The following is a 26,540-nucleotide window of genomic DNA, read 5'->3' as shown; positions in this document are numbered from 1 at the left end:
GTCAGCGGCCGTCGATCATCGAAGCGAGCTTCTCCTGGAGGCCCAGGTGGGCGGCGGCGGACTCCAGCATCCGGCGCTCCTTGCGGTCGATGCGCCCGTCCACCAGGGCCATCTCGACGATGTTGCGCAGGAAGACCTCGGCCTCGGGGCTGCCGCGCGCCACCAGCCGGTCGAAGAGCTGTGGCCCCGCGTTGAGCGCCATCTCCACCTGTGACCACTCCACGTTCCACCGCTCCGCGCACAGCTTCAGGAGGCGCCGCTCGGCCGCGGTGACGGTGCCGTCCGCGGAGGCGATCGCGGCCATCATGTAGATGAGCCGCTGCCGCTCCTGGAGGTCCATCACCGTGTCCGAGCCCGAGGCGGGGGCCGACGCGGCACGGGTGACGCTCGGCGGTCGAGGCACCGACGCGCGCCGCGGCCTCTCACGGAAACCCGCGTCCTCGCGCGCGTTCCACGACTCGAACGGCAGCGCGGACGCGAGCACCCAGTCCCGCTCACCGTTCGCCAGCTGCGTGCCGCAGAACTCACACGTCGTGGCCGCGCTGTTCGTCAGCGGTGCGTTGCACTGCGGGCAGCGGTCCGTGGACATACCGTTCGCGGTGTTCGTCTTCGCTCCGTGCTTGCGCACCAGCGTGAAGACGAAGCGCTGGGGAAGGGTGGGCAGTTGGGGCGGCCGCTCGTTGACGGGGCCGATGCCCATGCGCGCGCTCCAGCGAATCTCCACCTGCGCCTTGTCGTACCCGCGAGGGTCGATCTCCAACGCGCGCACGTCGACGGAGCCCACCGCGCACTCCAGGAACACGCGCCGCCGTCCCTGCTGACGCAGGCCCTCCAGCTCCGAGCCCAGTGACTCGAGTGCCTCCGGCGTGGCGACCTTCGACAGCCCCGTCGTGTCACCCCGGCTCTGGGCGTCGATCCACTTCCAGAACAGCAGGGACGCGCGGTCCTCGAGCATCTCCAGGTTGAGCGCCGGGTCGTCCTGGCGCGCCTGCATCAGCCCATCCACGTTGCGGTGGTAGCGCGAGTGCTCCACGCCCTGGGTGATCTCCGCCAGCGTCCAGTCGTAGTTGCCGGAGTTGACCACCGCGCCGCAGAACTCGCAGCTGTTCGCCGCGCCACCCTGGAAGGGCGCGCCGCAGTTGGGGCACTTGCCCTGGAACAGGTCCGCGCCGATGCGCGTCTGCGCGCCCGGCTTGCGCACGAAGGTCCACACCTCCGTGAACGCCTCCAACGGCGCCTTGCGCGCGGACTGGAGGGCCTGCGCGTCAGAGTCGCTCGCCGACACGTCCGTGTCCCGCATCCGCGCGTGGACGCGGATCTGGACGCTGTCGAACCACTCGCTCTGCTCCAGGCCGATGAGCTGGAGGTCCAGCACCTCGATGTCGGTGATGGCGTCGCGGACGCCCTGGGCGTCGAGCAGCTTCAACTGCACGCCGAAGCGCTGCCACGTCGCGTCCGACAGGAAGGGCCGCACCGGCGTCATGTCGCGCTGGAACCAGGCCTGCTGCAAGTCGAGGAACAGCCGGCGCGTGCGGTCCAGCATGGGGCCGGGCTCGAAGGCGGGGTCCTTGAGCTTCAGCGCGTTGACCCAGCCTGCCACGTCGCTGGAGCTGACCTGGGTGCGCTGCTGCGCCTCGTACTGGTCCAGCGCCTTGCGTGTCGTCGCGTCCGGGTGGAGGTTGCGCTTGTAGAGCCAGTACATGACGCCGCCGATGACCAGCAGCGGAATCATCACCTTGGGGTAGCGGAACACCAGGCGGAACGCCTCGAACAGCAGCCAGATGGGCAGGCCGTCGCCGCCGCGATCGCGGCTGTCGGAGTTGCCTCGGGTGTAGTGCTCGCCGCCACCGCCTCGGGCCAGGGCCTCCAGGGGACCGAGGGCCAGGGCCACCAGGGCGAGTGCCGAGGGCAGATGATGCGCCCACGGGGCGAGCTGTCGGAGCAGGTTGCGTGGCGAAGGCATGCGGGGATGCTAACCGTTTCCGCCTTGCCAGACCCGCCTTCCCACCGCACTCTGCCGCGTCCCAGGGCAGCCCGCCGGGCGGGCCCTGGAAGGGGAGCGGATATGCCGGAATTCAAGGTCGACGCACGCGGTGCCATCGAGATCTGGACCATCGACGGCGAGGGCCGCCGCAATGCCATCAGCCGCGCGATGCTCCAGGAACTGGGCGCGCTCGTCGAGCGTGTGTCATCGGGTCATCAGGTCCGCGCGGTGGTCATCACCGGCGCGGGCGACAAGGCGTTCTGCGCGGGCGCGGACCTCAAGGAGCGTGCGGGCATGCAGGAGGCGGAGGTGCGCGCGTTCCTCGACGGCCTGCGCCGGACCTTCCGCGCGATCGAAAAGAGCGACTGCGTCTTCATCGCCGCCATCAACGGCGCGGCCTTTGGCGGAGGCACCGAGCTGGCGCTCGCGTGTGACTTGCGCGTGGCGGCCCCCGCGGCCGAGCTGGGCCTCACCGAGGTGAAGCTCGGCATCATCCCCGGCGGTGGCGGCACGCAGCGCCTGTCTCGCCTCGTGGGACCGGGTCGGGCCAAGGACCTCATCCTCACCGCGCGCCGGCTCAACGCGGCGGAGGCGTTCGCCATCGGCCTGGTCAACCGGCTCGCGCCCGAGGGACATCTCCTGGAGGTGGCGCACGCCCTGGCCGAGTCCGTCGTCGACAACGCGCCCATCGCCGTGGCCACCGCCAAGCACGCCATCGACGAGGGCACGGGCCTGGAGCTGGACGACGCGCTCGCGCTGGAGCTGCGCAAGTACGAGGAGGTCCTCAAGACGGAGGATCGCCTCGAGGGCCTGCGCGCCTTCGCGGAGAAGCGCGCCCCCGTCTACAAGGGCCGCTGAGCCGCGACGCACGAAGGGCGGCGGCCCGCGAGCAGCTCGCGGACCCCGCCCCGTGAAGTGCCCGGCCGCCGTCGGCCCCCCGCTCGCGAGGGGCCCGCGGCCACCGGCTCAGGCGCTGGCGCTCTTCTCGGGCGCCAGGCCGATGTTCTGCTTGTTCATGTAGCCCATGGCCTTGTCCTTGACGGTGGTGCGCAGGTCATCCCCCGTCTTGGGCGTGAGCAGCAGCGCCGCCACGCCGCCGGCCACCGCGCCGATGACGAACAGCCCCAGGCCGCCCAGGCCGGAGCGCGCCGGCTTGTACGTCGTCAGGCCGATGTGGCGCAGCGCATCATCCGGCTCGAAGTCATCCCAGCGGTCCTTGGCCACGCGGGGAAGCTCGTCGAGGAGCTTGTGGGCCACCCACTTGCGGTACAGCTCACTCTTGGCCAAACCCTTCGCCGTCCACTTCGCCTTCTTCTTCGCGAACATGCATCCCTCCAGGGCCAGTGTGGTCGGGGCCGCGTCGCGGGCGCGGCGTGACCCCTATGAGCCTTGAAGGTAGGCAGGGGAGCCCGTGTCGCCACCCCCCGCGCCCTGGGGGTCGTTCGTCGCGTCGCCGTTTGGACGCACTCCCAGGCCCACCCCCTTGGAGAGGGGGCAGCCAGGCTCGGGGCTTTCTGGTATGTCGCCGGGCGCTCCCCGGGCCTCCAGGCGGTGCGAGAAGGTCGCCGCGCGGGGACCCTTTGCGATAGATCCGCCCGACATGGACTTCGAACTTCCCGAGAGTCACCGCGCCCTCCAGTCCTCGCTTCGCGACTTCTGCGAGGCCCGCGTGAAGCCGTACGCCGCCCAGTGGGATCGCGAGGAGAAGTTCCCCATGGACGTGGTGCGGGAGCTGGGACAGCTCGGCGTCATGGGCATCCTGGTCTCGGAGCAGTACGGCGGGGCGGACATGGACTCGCTCGCCGTGGCGGTGGCCGTGGAGGAGATCGCCCGCTATGACGGCTCGCTCGCCCTCACCGTGGCCAGCCACAACGGCCTGGGCACCAGCCACCTGCGGGTCTTCGGCACCCCGGCCCAGCACGAGAAGTACCTGCCGAAGCTGGCCTCCGCCGAGTTCCTGGGCGCCTGGGGCCTGACGGAGCCGGGCTCGGGCTCGGACGCGTCGGGCATGAAGACCACGGCGGTGCGCAAGGGCGACGGCTGGGTGCTCAACGGCACCAAGATGTTCATCACCCAGGGCACCGTGGGCGACGTCTTCGTGGTGCTCGCGGTGACGTCCCCCGACAAGCGCCAGAAGGGCATCACCGCGTTCCTGCTGGAGAAGGGGATGCCCGGGTTCAGCCAGCGCGCCATCCACGGCAAGCTGGGCATGCGCTCCTCGGACACGGCGGAGCTGGTGCTGGAGAACGTGGAGGTCCCCGACTCGCACCGCGTGGGCGAGGTGGACCACGGCTTCATCGACACGATGAAGATCCTCGACAAGGGCCGCATCACCATCGGCGCGCTGGCGGTGGGGCTGGCCCGGGGCGCGCTGGAGGAGTCCGCGCGCTACGCCAAGGACCGCACCGCCTTCGGTCAGCCCATCGCGGACTTCCAGGCCCTGCGCTGGATGATGGCGGACATGAAGACGGAGACGGACGCCGCGCGGCTGCTCGTCCACCGGGCCGCGAGGCTCGCCGATGCGGGCCAGCCGTACTCCAAGGAGGCCTCCATGGCGAAGCTCTTCGCCTCCGAGGTCGCCACCCGCTCGGCCGCCAAGGCCGTGCAGATCCACGGGGGCTATGGCTACACCCGTGAATTCCCGGTTGAACGCTACCTCCGCGACGCCAAACTGTGTGAAATTGGCGAAGGAACCAGCGAGATCCAACGCACCATCATCGCGAGAGAGACCTTCAAAGGGGCTTGATGGACACCGCACGGCTGGAGGGACTCGGGCTTCAAGTCCGTGAGGACGTGGCCGGCACCGAGGCGGTGCTGGACCTGGAGTCGTCGCCGCTCGTCAATCCCGTGACCAAGGCGTTCATCGCCGAGGTGACCTTCCAGGTGATGGGGGACCGGCTCATCCCCATCTCCCCGGCGGCGGTGGTGGGACTGGCGCCCATCCTCATCGGCGCGCTGAGCGACGTGGCGGACATCGAGGCGCTGCTGTCGGACGCCTTCAACGAGCACATCTTCCACGTGCAGCGCCGCTCCGCGGAGCTCCAGGTCCTGGGGCTGTCGCCCAGGGTGGACGCGGACACGCTGGAGTTGACCACGGACGTGGTGGAGGGGGACCTGTCGGTCCTGCTCGCGGCGGACCGGCTGGGCAACTTCCGCATCGCGCGGGTGCAGCGCGACAAGGTGGACGTGGCCGGCGGTGCGGGCCACACGCTGGAGCTGTCGGAGTTCCGGGAGCGGGCGGCGCTGACGGGCTATCTGGCGGCCCTCCTGGGGGAGCCGGCGAGCCGTCCCCAGCCGACGCCCACGGGGCTGGTGCGCTTCTCGGACATCGTGGAGAAGTTCGGCGCGGAGTCGTTGGTGCCGCCCAGGAGCAGCCTGGAGTTGCTGGCGCAGTTGCAGGTGGAGGGCCGGCCGTACCGCTTCGCCGCCGCGAGGGTCGCGGGGCGCACCTTCCGGGGCCTGTTGGCGGGAGCCCAGGGCAAGGTGTGGGCGGGGCGGTTCGAGCTGGATGAGTTCCCCGGCATCGTCCGGATGGTGGCGTCGTTGTTGAAGGTGCGTCCGGAGGCCGTGAGGCTGGTGGGCCCCGACGCGCCGCAGGAGTGAGAGACGTCCGTGGAGAAGCTCAGTCCGTCGGAGCGGGTGGAGGCCCTGGAGAAGCGGCTGGGGTTCGTGTTCTCGCGCAGGGAGGTCGCGCTCGAGGCGCTCACCCACAAGACCTACGTCAACGAGACGCGGGACAAGGACCTCAAGGACAACCAGCGGTTGGAGTTCCTGGGGGACTCGGTGGTGAACCTGGCCGTGAGTCACCGGCTGATGGATCGCTTCCCGACGATGCCCGAGGGCGACCTCACCAAGCTGCGCGCCCGCATCGTCAACGAGGACGGCCTGGCCCGCGTGGCCCGGAGCGTGCCGCTGGGTGATCTGCTGCTGCTGGGCCGGGGCGAGACGCTGTCGGGCGGGCGCGAGAAGAACTCCGTGCTGGCGGACGCGCTCGAGGCCGTCTTCGGTGCCATCTACCTGTGTGCGGGCCTGGAGACCGCCGCGCAGCTGGTGGACAAGTGCTTCGCGGAGCTCCTGGATGAGGTCTCCAGCGGCCAGGGGCGGCTGGACTACAAGACGCTCCTGCAGGAGATGGCCCACGAGAAGCTGAAGGTGTCGCCGCGCTACCGCGTGGTGTCCGAGGCGGGGCCGGAGCACTCGAAGGTGTTCGAGGTGGAGGTGTCGCTCGGTGAGGCGCCCTTCGCTCGGGCCACCGGGCGAAGCAAGAAGGAGGCGGAGCAGTGCGCGGCCCAGGTCACCCTGGAGCGCCTCAAGCGCGAGGCCGCCGCCAGCCCGCCCCCCGGCCCCGAGGGGCTGGCCCCCACCTCCGAGGAGGGCACCGTGGCCCCCGCGCCGGCGACCCCGGAAGTGCCACCGGACGACAACCCGACGTGAAACCCCTTGGAGGGGAGAGGGGTGGGGAATAAGGTGCCGCGCCCATGCGTCCCTCCGCCCCCTTCCGTCTGTCGCTCGCGCTGGTGGCCTGCCTGTGGGCAGGGGCCGCCCTGGCCGCGGCGCCGGCGGCGTCGGGCAAGTGGACGAAGAAGGTGGCGGCCGGCAAGGACGTCTACGCCACCCTCAAGACGAGCGCGGGGGACATCACCGTGCGGCTCTTCTCCAAGGACGCCCCCAAGACGGTGGCGAACTTCGTGGGCCTCGCGGCCGGGGAGAAGGAGTGGCGGGACCCCAAGTCCGGGGAGATGTCCAGGAAGCCCCTCTACGACGGCACGGTGTTCCACCGCGTCATCCCGGGCTTCATGATTCAGGGCGGAGACCCCACGGGGACGGGCTCGGGTGACCCGGGCTTCCGCTTCGAGGACGAGTTCCAGTCCGGCCGCACCTTCGACAAGGTGGGCCTGTTGGCCATGGCCAACCGGGGGCCGGGCACCAACGGCAGCCAGTTCTTCATCACCACCAGCACGCCGGACCACCTGACGAACCGGCACACCATCTTCGGCGAGGTGGTGAAGGGCTATGACGTGGTGGAGCGCATCGGCGGCCTGCCCCGGGACAACCGCGACCGGCCCCGCGAGGCGGTGGTGCTCACCAAGGTGGAGCTGAGCGACAAGGCGCCCCCGAGCCTCGCCGCGACGCAGGCCCCGGCGGATGCGCCGACCCGGCCCGGGGCGACGCCGAAGCGGAAGGGGTCGCAGCAGCCCGAGTCGACCCGGCCGTGGTGAGACGTGAAAGACGGGCCTGCGACTTCGGCGGGCCTCTGGTAGATGGGAGGAGTGTCGTGACGTTTTACATGGAGGACGCACCGCGGACGGTGAGCCGCCCGACGTCCCAGCCGTAGGCCGCCCGCCTGCCCGCCGCTCCCCGGCAGAAGCCAGGGACGCGGGTCTGTTATAGGGCGTTCATTTGGAAGTCTCCCCTCAGGGGCTCCCGGCATCGCGGGACTCCCAGACCACCTTCGAAGCAATGGCCTCTCCCAAGAACCACCGCAGCGGCTTCGCCGCGCTCATCGGACGCCCCAACGTGGGCAAGAGCACCCTGCTCAACGCGCTCACCGGTGAGAAGATCGCCATCGTCTCCGGCAAGCCGCAGACGACCCGCAACCGCATCCTCGGCGTGGTGACGCGCCCCGAGGGGCAGGTCGCCTTCATCGACACCCCCGGCATCCACCAGGCCAAGGGGGAGCTCAACCGCTACATGGTGGAGACGGCGCTGCAGGCCGCGGAGGAGGTGGACCTGGTCCTCTTCCTCATCGAGCCGCCCGCCGGCGAGAAGCTCGAGGTGAGCCCGGGCAACCGCACCATCCTCGAGCGGCTGCAGAAGCTGGGCAAGCCCACCTTCCTGGTCATCAACAAGATCGACTCGCTGCCCAAGGCGGCGCTCTTGCCGCTGATTGATCTGTACCGGCAGGAGTTCCCGTTCGCGGAGGTGGTGCCCATCTCCGCCCGCGAGAAGGACGGCGTGGAGCGGCTGTTCCACGCGGTGCTGGGCCACCTGCCGGAAGGCGAGCGCATCTTCGACGAGGACATGCTCACCGACCAGCAGGAGCGCACGCTGGTGGCGGAGTACATCCGCGAGCAGGTGCTGCGTCACTGCCGTCAGGAGATTCCGTACTCCACGGCGGTGCTGGTGGACATCTTCGATGAATCCGAGCGCGAGCCCCGTCCGGGCACGCCGCCGGGCCAGCTGGGCGGACTCATCCGCATCGCCGCGTCCATCTACGTGGAGCGCGACAGCCAGAAGGCCATCATCATCGGCAAGCAGGGACAGATGTTGAAGACGATTGGCACCGACGCGCGCAAGTCCGTGCAGCGGCTGCTGGGAGCGCATGTCTACCTGGACCTGCGCGTCCGGGTGGAGCCGCGCTGGAGCGAGCGCCCCGAAGGCCTCAAGAAGCTGGGATACGACTGAGATGAAGCCCCTGGTCGCCATTGTCGGACGCCCCAACGTGGGCAAGAGCACGCTGTTCAACCGTCTCATCGGCAGGCGCCTCGCGCTGGTCGAGGACCAGCCGGGCGTGACGAGAGACCGTCACTACGCGGACGCGGTGTGGGGAGGCCGCTCGTTCACCTTCATCGACACGGGCGGCTTCGTCCCGGGCGAGAAGGACTCCCTGCTGCAGCAGGTGCGCGAGCAGGCGCAGCTGGCCGTGGAGGAGTGTGACGTCATCGTCTTCGTCGTGGACGGGCGCGACGGCGTCACGCCCGCGGACGAGGCGGTGGCCGGCTACCTGCGCAAGAGCGGCAAGCCCGTCATCGTCGCGGCCAACAAGCTGGACAACACCACGGGCACGATGCAGGCCCTGGCCGCGGACTTCTACAAGCTGGGCCTGGGCGAGGTGCACGCGCTGTCCGCCGAGCACGCCCTGGGCATCAACGGCCTGTTCGACGAGGTGGTGGAGAAGCTGCCGCCCAAGGAGGAGGGCGAGGACGACACCGCGCCCCCGGACGACGGCATCATCCGCGTGGCCATCATCGGCCGGCCCAACGTGGGCAAGAGCACCCTGGTCAACGCCATCCTGAAGGAGAAGCGGGTGGTGGCCAGCGACGTGCCGGGCACGACGAGAGATCCCATCGACTCGCCGCTCGAGTACAAGGGCAAGAAGCTGCTCCTCACGGACACCGCGGGCATCCGGCGCAAGAAGACGATTGCCCACCAGGTGGAGAAGTACTCGGTCATCGCGGCGCTGAAGGTGATGGAGCGCAGCGACGTGGCGGTGCTGTTGATGGACGCCACGGAGCCCGCGGTGGACCAGGACGCGAAGCTGGCGGGCCTGGCCGAGGAGCGGGGCCGCGCGCTGGTCATCGTGGTGAACAAGTGGGACCTGGTGGACCAGGACCAGCGTCGCCAGGAGGCCTACCGCGAGTCGCTCAAGCACGCGCTGAAGTTCGTGGGCTACGCGCCCATCCTCTTCACGTCCGCGCTGACGGGCTCGAAGGTGGAGAAGGTGGTGGACGTGGCGGTGGAACTGGCCGAGCAGTTCCGGTTCCGGGCGCCCACGCCCCAGCTCAATCGCCTGTTGGAGCACATGGTGGACAACCACCCGGCGCCCATCGCCCGGGGCAAGCCCCTGCGGCTGTACTACATCACCCAGGTGGCGGCGGCGCCCCCGACGTTCGCGCTCACGTGCAACTACCCGGAGGGCGTTCCGGACATGTACAAGCGCTACATCACCAATCAGCTCCGCAAGACGTTCGACCTGCGCGTGCCCATCCGGCTCTTCTTCAAGGAGCGCCCCGGCAAGGCCAAGCGAGAGGCGCGAAAGAAGCCCCACCTCCAGGGCAAACACTGAAGCGTCCGTGCGTTGACACTCGCGGCGCGCGCTCCGTACAGTGCGCCGCCCTCCCGCTCTCCGACAGGGTAGAGCATCGAAGCGCAGAGAGAGGTTGACCGACGTGGCTGGAACCAAGACCGAGAAGATTCGCCAGCAGGAGCTTCGTCAGCCGGACACCTTCCAGAAGGTGGGCAACGACGCGCGTGACTGGCTGGCCCAGCGGCAGAAGCTCATCGGCATCGTCGTCGCCGTCATCATCCTCGGCGGCGTGGGCGCGGCCATCGCCAGCGAGCTGTCCAAGCGCGGCGAGGAGAAGGCGTCCCAGGCCCTGGGCCAGGCGCTCTCCGTGCTGGACCGTCCCATCGACGGCGTGCAGCCCGCGCAGCCCGGCGACACCGAGACGCCCTTCAAGAGCGTCAAGGAGCGCGACGAGGCGCTGGTGAAGGCCCTGTCGGACTTCCGCAAGGAGCACGGCGGCACCCGCTCGGCCACCACGGCCGCGCTGTCGCTGGGCGAGGCGCAGTTCCGCCTGGGCAACTTCGCGGACGCGCAGGCCTCCTTCGGCGAGTTCCTCAAGGGCGCCGCCCAGAATGATCCGCTCCGCGCGGGCGCGTTCGAGGGTCAGGGCTACGCCTTCGAGGCGGAGAAGAAGTTCGACGAGGCCCTGAAGGCCTTCGAGCAGATGGGCGCCGCGGGCGGTGGGGAGTTCCTGGCGGGCATGGGCGACTACCACAAGGGCCGCATGCTCATCGCGCAGGACAAGAAGGACGAGGCGGCCAGCGTCCTGTCGAAGGTGTCGACGGACCACCCGAACACCACCGCGGCGCGGCTGTCGAGCGAGCGGCTGGCGGTGCTGGCCTCGCAGGGCGTGAAGATTCCGGTGCCGGCGCAGCCCGCCGCCACTGGTACGGACGCGGGGTAGCACGGACGATGAGGAAGCAGCGCGTGAGCTGGAAGCATTGGCTGGGGAGCGCTGTGGCGCTCGGTCTCCTGGGCGGGTGCAGCAGCCTGCCGCGCTACGGCAATCCGGAGCTGCCTCGGACGGAGCAGGCCCCGCCGCTGGATTACTTCTCCGTGGCCTGGTGGGCGCCGTTGGTGACGCCCACCCTCATGGAGTACGCCCCGCGCGAGGTCGCGACGCCGGCGTATGACGGGCTGAGCAGGACGGTCATCGCGCTGACGCGGGACGGGTTCATCCGCGGCATCGGGCCGGACGGCCAGGTGAAGTGGTCCAAGAAGACCAGCACGCGCTTCGCGGCGGGCGCCCGGGTGAGCGACGGCGTCGCCTTCATCCCCGGGGGCGACGGCACGCTGTACGCGCTGGACGCGGCCACGGGCGAGGAGAAGTGGAGGTACGCGGCCGGCGAGTCGCTGGCGACGGTGCCCGTCGTGGCCGAGGGCTTGGTGCTGGTGGCCTCGGAGAGCGACACCCTGTTCGCGGTGAAGGCCGCGGATGGCGTGTGGGCCTGGCAGTACCGCAGGGATCCTCCGTCGGGCTTCTCGGTGCGCGGCGCGTCCACGCCGCTGGTGCGCGAGGGCAATGTCTACGTGGGCTTCTCCGACGGCTACGTCGTCTCGCTGACCATGCGGGACGGCAGCGCCAACTGGGAGAAGTCCCTGTCCGGCAGCGGCAACGAGTTCCTGGATGTGGACTCGACGCCGGTGATGGACGAGCACGGTCAGCTCTACGTGGCCTCGTACAAGAGCGGCATCTACGCGCTCGAGGCGGAGTCCGGTGACCTGGTCTGGACCAGTTCCGTGGGCGGCATGACGGCGCTGCTGTCGAAGGGGAAGATGCTCTTCGCGGTGGGCGATGGCCGTGTGGACGCCTACCTGGCGGAGGACGGGCGGCTCCTGTGGACGCACCCCCTGGGTGAAAGGGCCGCGCAGGCTCCAGTGTTCGCCAAGGGAATGCTCATCGTCCCCATCCAGCGCTCGCTGCTGTTCCTGGACCCGAAGACGGGTCAGGCGCGCGTGTCGTGGAACCCTGGGGACGGCGTCTCGGCGACGCCCTTCGTGGCGGGCTCGAAGCTGTTCGTGCTCTCCAACAACGGCTGGCTCTACGCGTTGGACTTCAACGGATTGAAGGGGTGACGGCGGTGACGACCCGGACGGTCCGCGTGGTGGCGGCGCTGATTCCCGGTCCCGTCGACACCCAGCGCTTCCTGGTGCAGCAGCGGCTCCCCGGTGGGAGCCGCGCGCTCCTGTGGGAGTTCCCCGGCGGCAAGGTGGAGGCCGGGGAGACGGACGAGGTGGCCCTCGCCCGCGAGTGTCGCGAGGAGCTGGATGTGGAGCTCTCCGTGGGCCGGCGGCTGTGGGAGGGCAAGCACCCGTACCCGGACCTGACGGTGGAGCTGGTGCTCTACGCGGCGCGGGTGGTGTCGGGCGAGCCGAAGCCGCTGGGGGCGCATGCGCTGGCGTTCCACACGCCGGTGGAGATGCAGGCCCTGCCGTTCTGCGAGGCGGACATCCCGCTGCTGGACGAGCTGGTGGCGGGAAGGCTGGGCGCGCTCGATTGATGCTTCAGCGGACGTTCCAGCACATCCCCGGCGTGGGGCCCTGGCGTGAGAAGGACTTGTGGGCGCGGGGCATCAAGAGCTGGGATGACTTTCCGGCGGCCGGACAGGGTGTGGCCATCACCCGGAAGACGGACGACATCGCGCGCGAGCGGATTGCCCAGGCCCGTGAGGCGCTGGAGCGCCGGGACCTGCGGCGGCTCGCGGAGCTGGTTCCTCCGCGGGAGCACTGGCGGCTGTATCCCGAGTTCCAGCACGACGCCGTCTACTTCGACATCGAGACGGATGGCCGGGAGGCACAGGCGCCCACGGTGGTGAGCCTGTTCGACTCGACCGGGCTGCACGTGTTCATCCAGGGGCGGAACATGGATGCGCTGCCGGAGGCGATGGCGGCCCGCCGGCTGTGGGTGACGTTCAACGGCTCCACCTTCGACGTGCCGGTGTTGAAGAACTACTTCGGGCCGGCGCGCTTCCCGGTGCCGGAGGCGCACATCGATCTGCGCTTCGTCACGCGGCGGTTGGGGATGGGCGGCGGGCTGAAGGACATCGAGGGCCAGATTGGCGCCGAGCGTCCGCCGCACATGAAGGGTGTGAACGGCTACGACGCGGTGCTGCTGTGGCGTGCGTACACGCGGCGCGGCGACGTGGAGGCCCTGCGGTTCCTGGTCGAGTACAACCTGTATGACTCGTTCCAGCTCCGCACGCTGATGGACGTGGCGTACAACCGCGGCGCGGATGACTTGAACCAGGACGTGCCCCGGCTGCCCGTGTTCGAGCGCGGGGATGTCCTGTACGACGTGAGCCGCATCATCCTGGAGCTGGGACCCACGGAGCGGGATCTGCAGACGCTTGCCCGGGTCCGCGCCGAGGAGCAGCTTCCCTGAGCCGGAGCGGGCAGGGTGGTTTCGTGTCGTCACCCTTCTGGAGTCTCTTCCGGTGAACAACCGGGCGTCGGCGCGTGGCCGGGGCCGTGGAATGCGCCGGGGAGTCGTTTGTAGGGTGTGACTCACCCTGGAGGGATGCGCACATGAGCGAACCGACGGACCCGATGCAGAGCTCGGAGACGCCCAAGCCCGGCTCGGCTGGGAAGAAGGCCGCGCTGATCGGAGGTCCCCTGGTGGCCGTGGGAGTGGGCGTGGCCGTGGCGATGGGCGCGTTCCGCAAGGAGCCGGTGCCCGTGCCCGTGGTGGCGGAGGCGCCGAAGCCCGTGGATGCTGGAGTCGCTCCCGCGGCGCCCACGGCGTCGCTTCCGGAGAGTGACGGCCGGGTCCGTGAGCTGGCGAGTCGGATGTCGGAGGAAGCCGAGCTCCAGCGCTGGCTCCAGGAGAAGGACCTGGTGCGCCGGGTGACGGCGGCCGTGAACAACGTCGCCGACGGCACGAGTCCTCGGATGGTGCTGGGGTTCCTGGCGCCGGCCGGTGGGTTCCAGGTCGTCGAGGGCAAGGACAAGAAGGTGACCATCGACCCGCGCAGCCATGCCCGGTACGACCTGGTCGCGCGTGTGTTCGGGACGTTCGATGCGCAGGTGGCTCGGAGCCTGTTCAAGGACTTGAAGCCGCTCATCGACCAGGCCCACGGAGAGATTGCGCCGCCGGGCCAGTCGTTCGACTCGACGCTCAACCGGGCCATCGAGCATCTGCTCTCGGTTCCGGTTCCGGAGGGCGCGCTGGAGGTCCAGCCTCAGGCCGGGCTCTATGTCTACGCGTCGCCCGAGCTGGAGGGCTTGAGCAAGGCGCAGAAGCACCTGCTGCGCATGGGCCCGCAGAACATCCGGGTCATCCAGGCGAAGCTGAAGGAGCTTCAGACCGCGCTGGAGCTGCCTCCCGTGGCGGAGCGGTAGCGGGCCTGGGAGGGCGCTACATCCTGGAACCGAGCTGTTCCAGGGCCGGGCCTCGGGCGTGAATGTTCTGGGGCGACGCCTGGGCCCCGGAAGAATGTTCTTGGGGCGCGAAGAATGTTCCGCCGGGCCTCAGGAATATTCCTGAGGCCTCTGCTCAGCGGCGCTTCTTCTTCGAGGGCGCTGGAGCCGGCGCCGGCTTCTCCTTTTCGCCGGCGATCTGGAACGTGGTCCGGAGCTCATCGACCTCGCGGCCCAGGGTGTCCGTGAAGGCCGTTCCAGTCTGGGCGTCGACGACCAGCGTGTACGAGAAGCCGGTCTTCAGCGGCTGGGGCAGGACGATGCGGTAGACGAGCTTGTCGTCGGATTCCTCGGCGACGTCGTCGGAGACCATGGCGCGCTCGGCCTCGTCGAACAGGCGGACCCGGTAGTTGCGCAGGCCGTGCGAGGCCGTGAGCTCGAGGCTGGACGTGGGCTGGATGAGGGGCTTGTCGCCGGGTTCGAGGGAGATCTCCGCGAGGTCGCTCGTGCCGGCATCGGCAAGGGGCTGGTAGCGCAGCGCGAACGTGGTCGGAGGCGGGGTCTTGGGGGCCTCGGGCACGGCGGCGACGCTCGCATCGGGGGCTCCGGGGGCCGTCTTGTCCGGGCAGCCAGTCAGGGCGAGCAGGCCGCAGCAGAACGCGGAGGCCAGCGCGGTTCGTCGAAGCAAACGCATGGCGGGCACGGTACGCGTCCAGCGTGGCCGCGAGAAGCGAGGAGTCGCGACCAGCGCCCAGCCGGGCAGGCGCTCGGTCCGGAAACGAGGGACGACGAACAGTGTGCGGAAGGTCTGGGACGGCATGTCGGCTCAAGTGTCGGAGGTACGGGCAGAGGCTCCGGTGGGGCCCCAACTCAGGGGCTACGGGAGGGACGCCAGGAGGCCCGGGGATGGCCCAGGAGAGCCCGCCGCCCACCCTGGTCTCCCTCTGTCATGACGTCCGATAACATACGTTATGTAAACTAAGCCCCTGGGGAACCAGGGGTCGATTTCGTCGGGTTCCGCCCCGCTGCCCCCCGGGCTTTCCGGGCGCCGTTCCGGCCGTTCCATCCGCCAAGATGCGGGCCTCCGCCCACCCCCACCAGCTTCACCCCGAACGGCCCCATGAGAGTCCTCGACAGCCTGCTCGCGGATGCACGCTTCGCGTTCCGCACGTTCCGTCGCGCGCCCGGCTTCGCCGCGGCAGCCATCCTCTGCCTCGCCCTGGGCATCGGCGCGAACGCCGTCATCTTCAGTGCCGTCCACGGCGTCCTCCTCCGCCCGCTGCCGTACGCCGAACCCGAGCGAATCGTCTCGCTCGTCGAGTTCCGTGCCCACGGCAGCGGCGGCCCGGTGTCCTGGCTCACGTTCTGGGACTGGCGCGACCAGGCCAAGGCCTTCGAGCACATCACGGCCTTCACCGTTGGCGGCTCCATCCTCCGCGCCGATGGCGACTCCGAGCGCCTCGAGGCCACCCGTGGCACCTCCGGCTACTTCGCCGTCCACGGCGTGCCCCCGTTGCTCGGCCGCACCTTCGTCCCCGGCGACGACCAGCCCGGCCATGAGCCCGTCGCCGTCCTCAACGAGGCCCTGTGGCGTCGCCGGTTCGGCGCCAATCCCGCCGTCCTCGGCCGCACGGTGCTCCTCGATGACATTCCTCACACCGTGATTGGCGTCGTCCCCGAGTCCTTCGACCCGAAGACGGACGTCTGGCTCCCGTTGGTCGCTCCCGCCGATGCCCGTGGCCGCTTCTCCACGCTGCTCTCGGTCCGCGCCCGGCTGGCCCCGGGCTTCACCGTCGAGTCCGCCCACCAGGAACTCGCGGCCGTCACCGCCGCCATCGCCGCCGCGAGCCCGGACGCCCTCAAGGAGCGCACCTCCCGCGTCGAATCGCTCTCCGAGGCCCGGACCCGCCTCTGGAGCGGCCCCTTGAAGCTCCTGCTCGGCGCCGTGGCCCTGGTCCTCCTCATCGCCTGCGCCAACGTCGCGAACATCCTGCTCGCGCGAGCCGGCGCCCGGCATCAGGAGCTCGCCGTTCGCGTGGCCCTCGGGGCCAGCCGCGCCCGCGTCATCCAGCAACTCCTCGTCGAGAGCCTCCTGCTTGCGCTCATGGGCGGCGCGCTCGGCGGATTGCTCGCGCGCTGGGGCCTGGACGGCCTGCTCGCCGTGGCCCCCGAGTCGATGCCTCACCGGGCGGCCATCGCCCTCGATGGGACGTCGTTCCTGTTCCTCGCGGCCATCTCCATCACCAGCGGCCTGGTCTTCGGACTGCTTCCCGCGCTCCAACTGTCCCGGCTCGACCTCCGGGGCTCCGTGCCGTCATCGGGCCGTCGGCTCCGCTCCTCGCTGGTCGTTCTGGAGCTGGCCCTCTGTCTGGTCCTGCTCGTCGGCGCGGGCCTGCTGGGCCGAGGCTTCCTCCAGCTCCTGGGGACCTCGCCCGGCCTGGCCTCCGAGCAGCTCCTCACGCTGCACATCGCCATCCCCGACAGCCGGTTCTTCAACGAGCAAGGTCTGGACGCCCGCGTCCCGCAGACGCTCCTGGAGCCCATCCTCGAGGAGGTCCGAGCCCTCCCGGGCGTGAGCGCCGCGGCGATGACCTCGCTCCTGCCCATCCAGCGCGCCTGGAACAACGCCCGCTACGTCATCGAGGGCGAGCCCCCGCCGGAGCCCGGCACCGAGCCCCGCGCCGAGCGACGCTCCACCAGCCCCGGGTTCTTCGCCACCGTCGGAATCCCGCTGCGCCAGGGCCGGGACTTCACCGCCTCCGACGCCGCCCCCGGCCAGCCCGCCACCGTCATCATCAACGAGACGCTCGCGCGCCGGCACTTCCCGGACGGCCAGGCCCTGGGGCGCCAGCTCCGCCTGGGTACCGGGCCGCACACCATCATCGGCGTGGTCGGCGACGTTCGGCAGGCCGGGCTCGACAAGACGCCGCTCGCGGAGCTCCACGTCCCATACGGACGCCCCTGGGGCGATGACAGCCTGGTCCTCGTCGCCCGGACGTCGGTGCCCCCCGAAACCCTCCTGCCTTCTGTCCGCGAGGCCGTGCGCCGCGTCGACTCGGGACTGCCCGTCTTCCGCGCCCTCACCATGGACCAGGTCATCACCGAATCGCTCGGCTTCCGCCGGCTCGTGCTCGGCCTGCTCGGAGGCTTCGCGGCGCTGGCCCTGGTGCTCTCCACCTACGGGCTCTACGGCGTCATCTCGCTGCTCGTCTCCCAGCGCACCCGTGAGCTGGGCATCCGCATGGCCCTGGGCGCCCGGCCGAGCGATGTCCTGAGGCTGGTCCTGGGCCAGGGCGCGAGGCTCGCGGGCGTAGGCATCGCCCTGGGGCTCGTGGGCGCCCTGGCGCTGACCCGCATGCTCGAAAGCCAGCTCTACGGCGTCACGGCGACAGATCCGCTGACCTTCATCGCCGTGGCCACCCTCTTCGCGCTCGTCGCCCTGCTGGCCTGCTGGCTCCCCGCGCGACGGGCCACCCGCGTGGACCCGCTCGTCGCCATGCGGACCTGAGTCGCCCCGAGGCCGCCCTCGACGCACCGCGACGGGCGGCCCGGGGATCGACCTCATCCCAGGAACGGGCGCGAACACCCTGGAAATCACAGCCCAAGCCCCCACGTATGGCCCCAGCGCGAGGAATCCTCCGGCCGCTCGGATGTTCAGGGTGGTTGGGAATTCTTCCCGGCTTTTTTCCCGGTTGACCCACGCAATGGGTTACCGCAGAACCGCGACACCCCCGGCCCTGGAAAGGACCTGTCCATGAAACGGTTGTTCCTGATTGCCACCCTCGTCGGCGCCGCTCCGGCCCTGGCCGACGAAGGCATGTGGACGTACAACAACTTCCCGTCCGCGAAGGTGAAGGAGAAGTACGGCTTCGAGCCCACCCAGCAGTGGCTCGACAAGGCCCGGCTGTCGTCCGCGCGGCTCGCGGGCGGCTGTTCGGCCAGCTTCGTGTCCCCCAACGGCCTGGTGATGACCAATCACCACTGTGCCCGCGGCTGTATCGAGCAGCTCTCCGGCGCGAAGAAGGACTACATCGCCAACGGCTTCTACGCGAAGACCGAAGCCGAGGAGACGCAGTGCCCGGCGATGGAGATCAACCAGCTCGAGCAGATCACCGACATCACCGAGACGCTGAACAAGGCGACCCAGGGCCTGTCCGGCAAGCAGTACGCCGACACCCTGAAGGCGAAGATGTCCGAGCTGGAGCAGGCGTGCTCCGCGGGCGACGCCAAGGTGCGCTGTGACGCCGTCACCCTGTACCAGGGCGGCAAGTACAACCTGTACAAGTACCGCCGCTTCCAGGACGTGCGCCTGGTCATGGCGCCCGAGCACGCCATCGCCTTCTTCGGCGGCGACCCGGACAACTTCGAGTTCCCCCGGTGGGACCTGGACGTGACGTTCCTGCGCGTCTACCAGGACGGCAAGCCGGCCAAGACGGACAACTACTTCAAGTGGTCCGAGAAGAGCGCCAAGGAGGGTGACATCACCTTCGTGTCCGGCCACCCCGGCCGCACCTCGCGCGGGCTGACCATCGCGGAGCTGGAGTACCAGCGCGACGTGGCCATGCCGAAGATGCTGTTCATGATGTCCGAGCTGCGCGGCATGGTGTCCGAGTTCCAGAAGCGCGGCCCCGAGCAGAAGCGCATCTCCAACAACCTGCTGTTCGGCGTGGAGAACGGCCTGAAGGCGACCAAGGGCCGCCTGGAGGCGCTGCAGGACAAGAAGTTCTTCGGCCAGAAGGTCGCCGCCGAGCAGGACCTGCGCAAGAAGGTCGAAGCCAACCCGGAGATGAAGAAGAAGTACGGCGCCGCGTGGGATGAGATCGCCAAGGCCCAGGCGCAGATGGTCAACATCCGCAAGGACCTGTCCTTCGTCGAGCAGGGCGCGGGCCTCTCCTCCAGCCTGTACAGCATCGCCAAGACGCTGGTGCGCGCCTCCGAGGAGCTCCCCAAGGAGAACGGTCAGCGCCTGCGCGAGTTCAACCAGGCCAACCTGCCCGCGCTCCAGGCTCAGCTGTTGAGCCCCGCTCCCATCTACCCGGAGCTGGAGATCCTCCGCCTGAGCTTCGGCCTGACGAAGATGCGCGAGGAGCTGGGCTCCAACCACCCGTTCGTCAAGAAGGTCCTGGGCAACGAGTCCCCCGACAAGCTGGCGGCCCGCCTGGTGAAGGGCTCCAAGCTGTGCGTCCTCAAGGACGTCAAGGGCTCCAAGGTGTGTGACGTGTCCGCCCGCAAGAGCCTGTTCGACGGCGGCAAGGCGGCCATCGCGGCCTCCAAGGATCCGATGATCCAGCTGGCGCTGGCGCTCGACGCGGATGGCCGCGCGGTCCGCAAGAACTACGAGGAGAACGTCGACGCCGTCATCAAGAAGAACGCGGAGCTGGTGGCCAAGGCGAAGTTCGAGGTCTACGGCACCAACCAGTACCCGGACGCCACCTTCACGCTGCGCCTGTCGTACGGCTCGGTGAAGGGCTACATGGAGGACGGCAAGAAGGTGGAGCCCATCACCCAGATGGCGGGCACCTTCGAGCATGCCACGGGCGAGGAGCCCTTCGCGCTGCCGCCGTCCTGGCTGAAGAACCAGAAGAACCTCGATGGCGCCACGGCGATGAACTTCGTCACCACCAACGACATCATCGGCGGCAACTCCGGCTCCCCCGTCATCAACAAGGACGCGGAGATCATCGGCCTGGTGTTCGACGGCAACATCCAGTCGCTGGGCGGTGAGTACGGCTTCGATGAGAGCGTCAACCGCACGGTGGCAGTGCACAGCGACGCCATCATCGAGTCGCTGAAGAAGATCTACGGCGCCACCCGCGTCCTCGAGGAGCTGCGCCCGGGCAGCACCCAGGTGCCCACCGTCCCCACCAAGCCGGCGGGGTGATGCACCCTCCAGCGGACCGGGTCTTCAGACGAAGACCCGGCCCCTGAAGCAAGAAGAGGCTGCCTGGGCATCCACGCCAGGCAGCCTCTCTCGTTTTCTTCAGCGGGTATCGGGGCCCGCCGGTCGCGCGCCCCGCCCTGCCCCGCTCACTCCCACTCGATGGTGGCGGGGGGCTTGGAGGACACGTCGTAGGCGACGCGGTTGATGCCGCGCACCTCGTTGGTGATGCGCGTGGAGATGCGCTCGATGACCGGGTACGGCAGCCGCGCCCAGTCCGCCGTCATGCCGTCCACGCTGGTGACGGCGCGCAGCACGCAGGTGGACTCGTAGGTGCGCTCGTCGCCCATGACGCCCACGCTCTGCACCGGCAGCAGCACGGCGAAGGCCTGCCACACCTCCTTGTAGAGCCCCGCGGCGCGAATCTCCTCCTGGACGATGGCGTCCGCGCGGCGCACCAGCTCCAGGCGGGCCTCCGTCACTTCGCCCAGCACGCGGATGGCCAGGCCCGGACCGGGGAACGGCTGACGGGACACCATCTCCTCGGGCAGCCCCAGCTCGCGACCCAGCGCGCGGACCTCGTCCTTGAACAGCTCGCGCAGCGGCTCCACCAGCTTGAGCTTCATCGTCTCCGGCAGGCCGCCCACGTTGTGGTGGCTCTTGATGGTGACGGACGGGCCCTTGTACGAGACGGACTCGATGACGTCCGGGTACAGCGTGCCCTGGGCCAGGAACTCCGCGTCCTGGATGTCGCGCGAGGCCTCCTCGAACACGGCGATGAACTCGCGGCCGATGATCTTCCGCTTCTTCTCCGGGTCCGTCACCCCGGCCAGCGCGTCCAGGAACCGGGCCCGCGCGTCCACCGTCTTCAGCGGGACGTGGAAGCGGTCCACGAAGAGCGCCTCCACCTGGGCCCGCTCGCCCTGCCGGAGCACCCCGTTGTCCACGAAGATGCACTGCAGCCGGGGGCCGATGGCGCGGTGCAGGAGCAGCGCCGCCACGGAGCTGTCCACGCCACCCGACAGGGCGCAGATGACCCGGCCGTGCTCACCCACCTGCTTGCGGATGGTGGCCACCGCCTCGTCGATGAAGCCCTTCATCGTCCACGAGCCGGACACCTTGCAGTCGTTGAAGAGGAAGGCGCGCAGCATGGCCTTGCCCTGCGGGGTGTGCACCACCTCGGGGTGGAACTGGAGGCCGTAGAAGGGCTTGCTCTGGTGGGCCGCCGCCGCGAAGGGCGAGTTGCCGCTGCGACCGATCGCCTCGAAGCCCGGGGGCAGCTCCTCCACCCGGTCTCCGTGGCTCATCCACACCTGGACGCGGTCTCCCGGACGGAACTCCGAGAAGGGGCCGCGGGGGGCCAGCACCTCCACCTCCGCGTTGCCGAACTCGCGGTGGGCGCCCCGGTCCACGCGGCCGCCCAGCAGCTTGGCCGTGAGCTGCAGGCCGTAGCAGATGCCGAGCACGGGCACGCCCGCCTCGAAGACGAACGGGTCGCACCGGGGGGAGCCGGGCGCCTCCACGGACGCCGGGCCTCCCGAGAGGATGATGCCCCGGGGGGCGAAGCGGCGGATGTCCTCGGCCGGCAGGTCCGGGCGGTGGATTTCACAATAAACGCCCAGCTCACGGACCCGGCGGGCGATGAGCTGGGTGTACTGACTCCCGAAATCGAGGATCAGGATCTTCTCGGCGTGCAGGTCCACCGGAGTTTCTCCAAGGGGGCGTCGTTGACGGCTGGGGGCCCTTATCGCTACAAACTTCCGGAAAGCAACGCCCAAGTCCCCTCAAGTGTTCGAGGTCCGGATGCTCCGCCGCCTGTCCGCTTCCACTGCTGCGACCCTCTTGTTCCTCTCCGCCACTGGATGCGTGAAGGAAATCTCCTCTGACGAGCGGCTCGACCGCGAGACCCAGAACATGGCGGTGAAGGACACGCCAGGGGTCGCCGAGCTCCAGAAGCTCACCTGTGACGACACCAACGACGCGCTGGTCAAGGCCCGCAACGTCAACCGGCCCGAGACGGACCGGCTGGTGGACTACATCGAGCTGTACGGCTCGCTGCGCAAGCGCACCGCCACCTTCGAGGAGGCGATGAACCGCAACCCGGACCTGAGCTACCGCGAGGGCAGCCAGCAGTTCGTCAACGCCAAGGACAACTGCATCCAGCAGACGGCCGACATCCGCATCGAGTTCGAGACCTACGTGCGGGAGCTGGTCGAGGTGCCCACCGTGCAGGAGATCAAGGGCGGCAACGCCGTCACCATCGCCCGCCTGGACTTCGGCACCCTGCGCCAGGCCATCGAGGCGCTGGAGCCGGATGACAAGGACTCGCTGCTGGGCCGGGTGGCCAACGCGGAGAAGAAGATCTCCGCCGCGTCGCCCGCCGAGGAGCCCAGCGGCGGTGGCCGCAAGGGCCGCAAGTAGCCAGGCCGTCCGAGCCGGCCCCTGAGGGGCTGGCTCCCTTCGAGGGTCCGTGCCTCCTGGCGCGGGCCCTCTTTTCGTTTCCCCGCGGGGAGGCCTACTCCACGCGGTAGTTGGGCGCTTCCTCGGTGATGATGACGTCGTGCACGTGGCTCTCCTTGAGCCCGGCCGAGGTGATCCGCACGAAGGTGGCGTTCTTGCGCAGCTCCTCGATGGTGCCGCAGCCCACGTAGCCCATGCCGCTGCGGATGCCGCCCAGCATCTGGTGCACGTTCATGGCGAGCGTGCCCTTGTACGGCACGCGGCCCTCGATGCCCTCGGGGACCAGCTTCACCGCGTCCACGTCCGACTGGAAGTAGCGGTCCTTGGCGCCCTGCTTCATCGCGCCCAGGCTGCCCATGCCGCGGTAGCTCTTGTAGCTGCGGCCCTGGTACAGGATGACGTCGCCCGGGGCCTCCTCGGTGCCCGCGAAGAGCGAGCCGATCATCACCGTGCTCGCTCCGGCCGCCAGCGCCTTCACGATGTCGCCCGAGTACTTGATGCCGCCATCGGAGATGATGGGGATGTCGTGCTTGTCCGCCTCGCGGCAGCAGTCATCCACCGCCGTCACCTGCGGCACGCCCACGCCGGCCACCACGCGCGTGGTGCAGATGGAGCCGGGGCCGATGCCCACCTTCACCGCGTCCACGCCCGCCTGGATGAGCGCGCGCGTGGCCTCGGCCGTCGCGACGTTGCCGGCGATGAGCTCGAAGCCCTTGAAGTTCTTGCGCGTGTCGCGCACGCCATCCACCACGCCCTTGGAGTGCCCGTGCGCGGTGTCCACCACGATGACGTCCACGCCCGCCTTCACCAGCGCGTCGATGCGCGCCTCGCGGTCCGGGGACACGCCCACGGCGGCGGCGCAGAGCAGCCGGCCCTTGGCGTCCTTGGCCGCGTTGGGGTGCGTGCGGCGCTTCTCGATGTCCTTGATGGTGATGAGGCCGCGCAGCTCGAAGTCGTCGTTGACGACGAGCAGCTTCTCGATGCGGTGCTCGTGCAGGAGCTTCTGAGCGTCACCCTGGCTGATGCCCTCGCGGCCGGTGACGAGCTTGCGCGTCATCATGGCCTCGACCTTCTGGGTGAGGTTGGTCTCGAAGCGCACGTCGCGGCTGGTGACGATGCCCACCAGGCGCTTGCCCTTCACCACGGGGATGCCGGACACGCCGTGCTGGCGCATCAGCTCCAGGGCGCGGCCCAGCGGGGCCTCTGGGTCGATGGTGACGGGGTCCACCACCATGCCGCTCTCGAACTTCTTGACCTTGAGCACCTCGAGCGCCTGCTGCTCGGGCGTCATGTTCTTGTGGATGACCCCGATGCCGCCCTCCTGCGCCATCGCGATGGCGGTCCGGGCCTCCGTCACGGTGTCCATCGCCGCCGACAACAGCGGGATGTTCAGCCGGAGGTTGCGGGTGAGGCGGGTCGTCAGGTCGGTGTCCTTGGGGACAACCGAACTTTCGGCGGGCACCAGGAGGACATCATCGAAGGTGAGTGCGAGCCGGATCTCGGGGTTCAACATGGGCGGCGCTCCCGGGGCATGGGGCCCGCGAGGCACCAGCGCCCTGCGGGTGCGGTTCCATACGAGGTACGTTGCCGCCACGCAACCTGGAAGGGCGGACTTTTTGACGCCCGTTCACTCGCACTTCAAGCGATAATCCGACCGGACTTTCCACTCACGTCTCAGGAACCGGGCTTTGACGGAATCGAATCAGGCGGCGGTCGGGTTGGTCGTGAAGCTGCCATTCGCGACGCCAGAGGAGTTCCTGGCGAAGTACGGCGGCAACGTCACGCGCGGTGGCATCTATCTGCGCGCCCGCGCGGTGAAGCCGCCCGGCACGGCCGTCACCCTGGACCTGCGGTTGGCCAGCGGCGAGCGGTTGATCCACGCCCAGGCCGTGGTCCACTTCGTCACCGGACAGGGAGGCCAGGGCGTGGCCGGCATGGGCCTGCGCTTCCTGTCGTTGGACCCGCAAACGCGCCGCTTCCTCGACTCCGCGGTCGCCGCCCTGCCCCACGCCCAGTCGGACGTCCCCCCCGTCCCCTCGGGTGTCGGGGCCCCGGACTACACCGTCCCACCTCCGGCGGAGAAGGCCAACCCGCAGGTGGTGACCCAGCAGCAGGCCGCCAGCGCTCCGGTGGCCGCCGCGCCCGTGACGATGATGTCGGACGAGGCGCTGGACCTGAGCACGCAGGAGCCCAAGCGCGCGGGCGTGGTCATCGGCATCGACCTGGGGACGACGAACTCCTGCGCCGCGTATGTGCGCAACGGCAAGCCGGGCGTGCTCAACAGTCGTGAGGGGCACAACACGGTGCCCTCCATCATCGCCGTCAACACGCGCGGCAAGCTGGTGGTGGGCCACCCCGCGAAGGGGCAGATGCTCACCAACCCTCGACAGACGGTGTACGGCGCCAAGCGGCTGGTGGGCCGCGCGTACGACTCGGCCATCGTCGAGAACATCAAGGACAAGTTCCACTACGAGATCACCGCCGGCGCCAACGGCGATGCGGGCGTGAAGCTGTCCGACAAGGTCTACTCGCTGCAGCAGATCTCCGCGCTCATCCTGCGCGAGGTGCGCGAGGTGGCGCAGAACCAGTTGGGCCAGCCCGTCTCGCGCGCCGTCGTCACGGTGCCCGCGTACTACAACGACAACCAGCGCCACGCGGTGCGGGAGGCCGGCAAGCTCGCGGGCCTCTACGTCGAGCGCATCCTGAACGAGCCCACCGCGGCGGCGCTCGCGTACGGGTACGGGCGCAAGCTCAACCAGCGCGTGCTGGTCTACGACCTGGGCGGCGGCACCTTCGACGCGTCCGTGCTGGAGCTGGCCGACAACGTCTACGAGGTCATCTCCACCGGCGGCGACACGTTCCTGGGCGGCATCGACTTCGACAACGCCATCGTCACGTACCTGCTGGAGGAGTTCCAGAAGAAGACGGGCCGCACGTTCCAGGGAGACCGCGTGGCGCTCCAGCGCATCAACGACGCGGCGGAGCGGGCCAAGTGCGCGCTGTCCGAGCGTTCGGAGATGCGGGTGCATGTGGCCTTCGTCACGATGATCGACGACAAGCCCTACGACCTGGACGTCACGCTCACCCGGCAGAAGCTGGTGGAGCTGACGGAGGGGCTCGTCGACCGGACGGTGAAGGTCTGCGACGAGGTGCTCAAGGCGAAGAACCTGGGGCCCAAGGACATCGACGAGGTCATCCTCGTGGGAGGCCAGAGCCGCTTCCCGCTGGTGCACGAGAAGATCACCCGCTTCTTCGGCAAGGCTCCGAGCAAGGGCGTCCACCCGGACGAGGCCGTGGCGCTGGGCGCGGCGCTCCTGGCGCACAGCCTGGGACAGCTCGAGGGCGTGGTGCTCATCGACGTGCTGCCCATGGCCATCGGCGTGGGGCTGCCCGGCGGGCGCTTCAAGCCCGTGCTGGAGCGCAACACGTCGCTGCCCTCCACCAAGAGCTACACGCTGTCCACGCACCGTGACGGCCAGACGGAGCTGGAGCTCACCGTGTTCCAGGGCGACTCTGAACGAGCGTCCGACAATGAGTACCTGGGCACGCTCAAGCTCGCCGGCCTGCCCAAGCTGCCTCGCGGCGCGGTGCAGGTGACGGTGACCTTCGAGGTCAACAACGAGTCGCTCCTCAAGGTGACCGCGCGCGAGTCCTCGAGTGGGCGCGAGGTCACGAGCACGTTCTCCACGAAGGACACACCGGAGGCGGTGAAGGCCCGGCTCGCACAGCTCGACACGGAGAGTGCGGCGGCGAATGTACCGCCTCAACCCACCGCACCCTCCGCGCGCACCACGAGCACGTCCGGTGCGCGCGTCGTCAATCCGGTGCCGATGAAGCCCCCGGCATCCACGCCTGCGGTGAATCGCACGCCTGCGGCGCGTCCGACAGCCGCGCAGCAAACCGCCGCTCCAGCGGTACCTGCGCTCGTCAGCCCGCCGCGGCAGCGTGGCTTCATGAAGTGGCTGAAGGGCTTGTTCGGTCGCGCCTGAAGCGCGATTTCATGCTGAGAGTGGATCAGCCCGTGCTCCACTTTCACACCGCTAATGAAGCTGCATGTGGGTAGTCGTTGTGGGCCG

21 protein-coding genes are annotated in these 26,540 nt (G+C 69.4%); 16 read left to right on the top strand and 5 right to left on the bottom strand.

Annotated elements, in window-relative coordinates:
* Position 1 precedes the first annotated feature (1 nt).
* Positions 2–1,963 (bottom strand): TIM44-like domain-containing protein, encoded by a 1,962-nt coding sequence (locus K8640_RS23000; RefSeq protein ID WP_223749000.1) that lies wholly within the window; start codon positions 1,961–1,963, stop codon positions 2–4.
* Between the two features lie 102 nt (positions 1,964–2,065).
* Between K8640_RS23000 and K8640_RS22995 the strand changes: the two genes are divergently transcribed.
* Positions 2,066–2,842 carry an enoyl-CoA hydratase-related protein gene (locus K8640_RS22995; RefSeq protein WP_223748999.1) on the top strand — a complete coding sequence of 259 codons (777 nt, stop codon included), beginning with the start codon at positions 2,066–2,068 and terminating at the stop codon, positions 2,840–2,842.
* Between the two features lie 108 nt (positions 2,843–2,950).
* Here the strand turns inward: K8640_RS22995 and K8640_RS22990 are convergent, their stop codons facing one another.
* Positions 2,951–3,310: a YtxH domain-containing protein gene (locus K8640_RS22990; RefSeq protein ID WP_223748998.1), complete on the bottom strand. Its 360-nt coding sequence runs from the start codon at positions 3,308–3,310 to the stop codon at positions 2,951–2,953.
* Positions 3,311–3,584: 274 nt separating this feature from the next.
* Between K8640_RS22990 and K8640_RS22985 the strand changes: the two genes are divergently transcribed.
* The 11 genes from K8640_RS22985 (at position 3,585) to K8640_RS22935 (ending at position 14,108) form a co-directional block, all read left to right on the top strand.
* Positions 3,585–4,730, top strand: coding sequence for an acyl-CoA dehydrogenase family protein (locus tag K8640_RS22985; RefSeq protein WP_223748997.1), 1,146 nt, complete (start codon positions 3,585–3,587; stop codon positions 4,728–4,730).
* Positions 4,730–5,587, top strand: a complete 858-nt coding sequence (locus K8640_RS22980; protein WP_174816821.1) for a hypothetical protein — start codon at positions 4,730–4,732, stop codon at positions 5,585–5,587. The genes K8640_RS22985 and K8640_RS22980 overlap by 1 nt, the downstream gene beginning before the upstream one ends.
* Before the next feature lie 9 nt (positions 5,588–5,596).
* The gene (rnc, locus tag K8640_RS22975) at positions 5,597–6,418 is read left to right on the top strand and encodes a ribonuclease III (RefSeq protein WP_223748996.1); all 822 of its coding nucleotides are present in this window, start codon (positions 5,597–5,599) and stop codon (positions 6,416–6,418) included.
* Between the two features lie 44 nt (positions 6,419–6,462).
* Positions 6,463–7,203 carry a peptidylprolyl isomerase gene (locus K8640_RS22970; RefSeq protein ID WP_223748995.1) on the top strand — a complete coding sequence of 247 codons (741 nt, stop codon included), beginning with the start codon at positions 6,463–6,465 and terminating at the stop codon, positions 7,201–7,203.
* A gap of 241 nt (positions 7,204–7,444) precedes the next feature.
* The gene (gene era, locus K8640_RS22965) at positions 7,445–8,389 is read left to right on the top strand and encodes a GTPase Era (RefSeq protein ID WP_223748994.1); all 945 of its coding nucleotides are present in this window, start codon (positions 7,445–7,447) and stop codon (positions 8,387–8,389) included.
* Position 8,390: 1 nt separating this feature from the next.
* The gene (gene der / locus K8640_RS22960) at positions 8,391–9,770 is read left to right on the top strand and encodes a ribosome biogenesis GTPase Der (protein ID WP_141324063.1); all 1,380 of its coding nucleotides are present in this window, start codon (positions 8,391–8,393) and stop codon (positions 9,768–9,770) included.
* Between the two features lie 103 nt (positions 9,771–9,873).
* Positions 9,874–10,674: a tetratricopeptide repeat protein gene (locus tag K8640_RS22955; RefSeq protein WP_223748993.1), complete on the top strand. Its 801-nt coding sequence runs from the start codon at positions 9,874–9,876 to the stop codon at positions 10,672–10,674.
* A gap of 8 nt (positions 10,675–10,682) precedes the next feature.
* Complete coding sequence (locus tag K8640_RS22950) at positions 10,683–11,846, top strand: PQQ-binding-like beta-propeller repeat protein (protein ID WP_223748992.1); 1,164 nt, start codon at positions 10,683–10,685, stop codon at positions 11,844–11,846.
* The gene (locus K8640_RS22945; RefSeq protein ID WP_223748991.1) at positions 11,843–12,271 is read left to right on the top strand and encodes a (deoxy)nucleoside triphosphate pyrophosphohydrolase; all 429 of its coding nucleotides are present in this window, start codon (positions 11,843–11,845) and stop codon (positions 12,269–12,271) included. The genes K8640_RS22950 and K8640_RS22945 overlap by 4 nt, the downstream gene beginning before the upstream one ends.
* Positions 12,271–13,152 carry a ribonuclease H-like domain-containing protein gene (locus tag K8640_RS22940; protein ID WP_223748990.1) on the top strand — a complete coding sequence of 294 codons (882 nt, stop codon included), beginning with the start codon at positions 12,271–12,273 and terminating at the stop codon, positions 13,150–13,152. Before K8640_RS22945 ends, K8640_RS22940 begins: the two co-directional genes overlap by 1 nt.
* 143 nt (positions 13,153–13,295) lie before the next feature.
* The gene (locus K8640_RS22935) at positions 13,296–14,108 is read left to right on the top strand and encodes a DUF3014 domain-containing protein (protein WP_223748989.1); all 813 of its coding nucleotides are present in this window, start codon (positions 13,296–13,298) and stop codon (positions 14,106–14,108) included.
* 154 nt (positions 14,109–14,262) lie between these two features.
* Here K8640_RS22935 and K8640_RS22930 read toward each other — a convergent pair whose 3' ends face one another.
* Positions 14,263–14,946 carry a hypothetical protein gene (locus K8640_RS22930; protein WP_223748988.1) on the bottom strand — a complete coding sequence of 228 codons (684 nt, stop codon included), beginning with the start codon at positions 14,944–14,946 and terminating at the stop codon, positions 14,263–14,265.
* Between the two features lie 300 nt (positions 14,947–15,246).
* Between K8640_RS22930 and K8640_RS22925 the strand changes: the two genes are divergently transcribed.
* Both K8640_RS22925 and K8640_RS22920 read left to right on the top strand, forming a co-directional pair.
* On the top strand, positions 15,247–17,634 hold the full coding sequence (locus K8640_RS22925) for an ABC transporter permease (protein ID WP_223748987.1): 2,388 nt from the start codon (positions 15,247–15,249) through the stop codon (positions 17,632–17,634).
* A gap of 246 nt (positions 17,635–17,880) precedes the next feature.
* Complete coding sequence (locus K8640_RS22920; protein ID WP_223748986.1) at positions 17,881–20,007, top strand: S46 family peptidase; 2,127 nt, start codon at positions 17,881–17,883, stop codon at positions 20,005–20,007.
* Between the two features lie 146 nt (positions 20,008–20,153).
* Here K8640_RS22920 and guaA read toward each other — a convergent pair whose 3' ends face one another.
* The gene (guaA, locus tag K8640_RS22915; RefSeq protein ID WP_223748985.1) at positions 20,154–21,707 is read right to left on the bottom strand and encodes a glutamine-hydrolyzing GMP synthase; all 1,554 of its coding nucleotides are present in this window, start codon (positions 21,705–21,707) and stop codon (positions 20,154–20,156) included.
* Positions 21,708–21,792: 85 nt separating this feature from the next.
* Between guaA and K8640_RS22910 the strand changes: the two genes are divergently transcribed.
* Positions 21,793–22,425, top strand: a complete 633-nt coding sequence (locus K8640_RS22910) for a hypothetical protein (RefSeq protein WP_223748984.1) — start codon at positions 21,793–21,795, stop codon at positions 22,423–22,425.
* 94 nt (positions 22,426–22,519) lie between these two features.
* Here K8640_RS22910 and guaB read toward each other — a convergent pair whose 3' ends face one another.
* Positions 22,520–23,977 (bottom strand): IMP dehydrogenase, encoded by a 1,458-nt coding sequence (guaB, locus tag K8640_RS22905; protein ID WP_141324073.1) that lies wholly within the window; start codon positions 23,975–23,977, stop codon positions 22,520–22,522.
* A 175-nt stretch (positions 23,978–24,152) separates the two neighbouring features.
* Here guaB and K8640_RS22900 point away from each other — a divergent pair, with 175 nt between their 5' ends.
* A complete protein-coding gene (locus K8640_RS22900; protein ID WP_223748983.1) occupies positions 24,153–26,453 on the top strand; it encodes a TIGR02266 family protein in 2,301 nt (766 codons plus the stop codon).
* Positions 26,454–26,540 lie beyond the last annotated feature (87 nt).

Source organism: Myxococcus sp. XM-1-1-1 (assembly GCF_020037095.1).
Classification (GTDB): Bacteria; Myxococcota; Myxococcia; order Myxococcales; family Myxococcaceae; genus Myxococcus; species Myxococcus fulvus.
The sequence above is the reverse complement of the archived record's forward strand: the minus strand, read 5'-3'. Positions and strand labels throughout refer to the sequence as shown.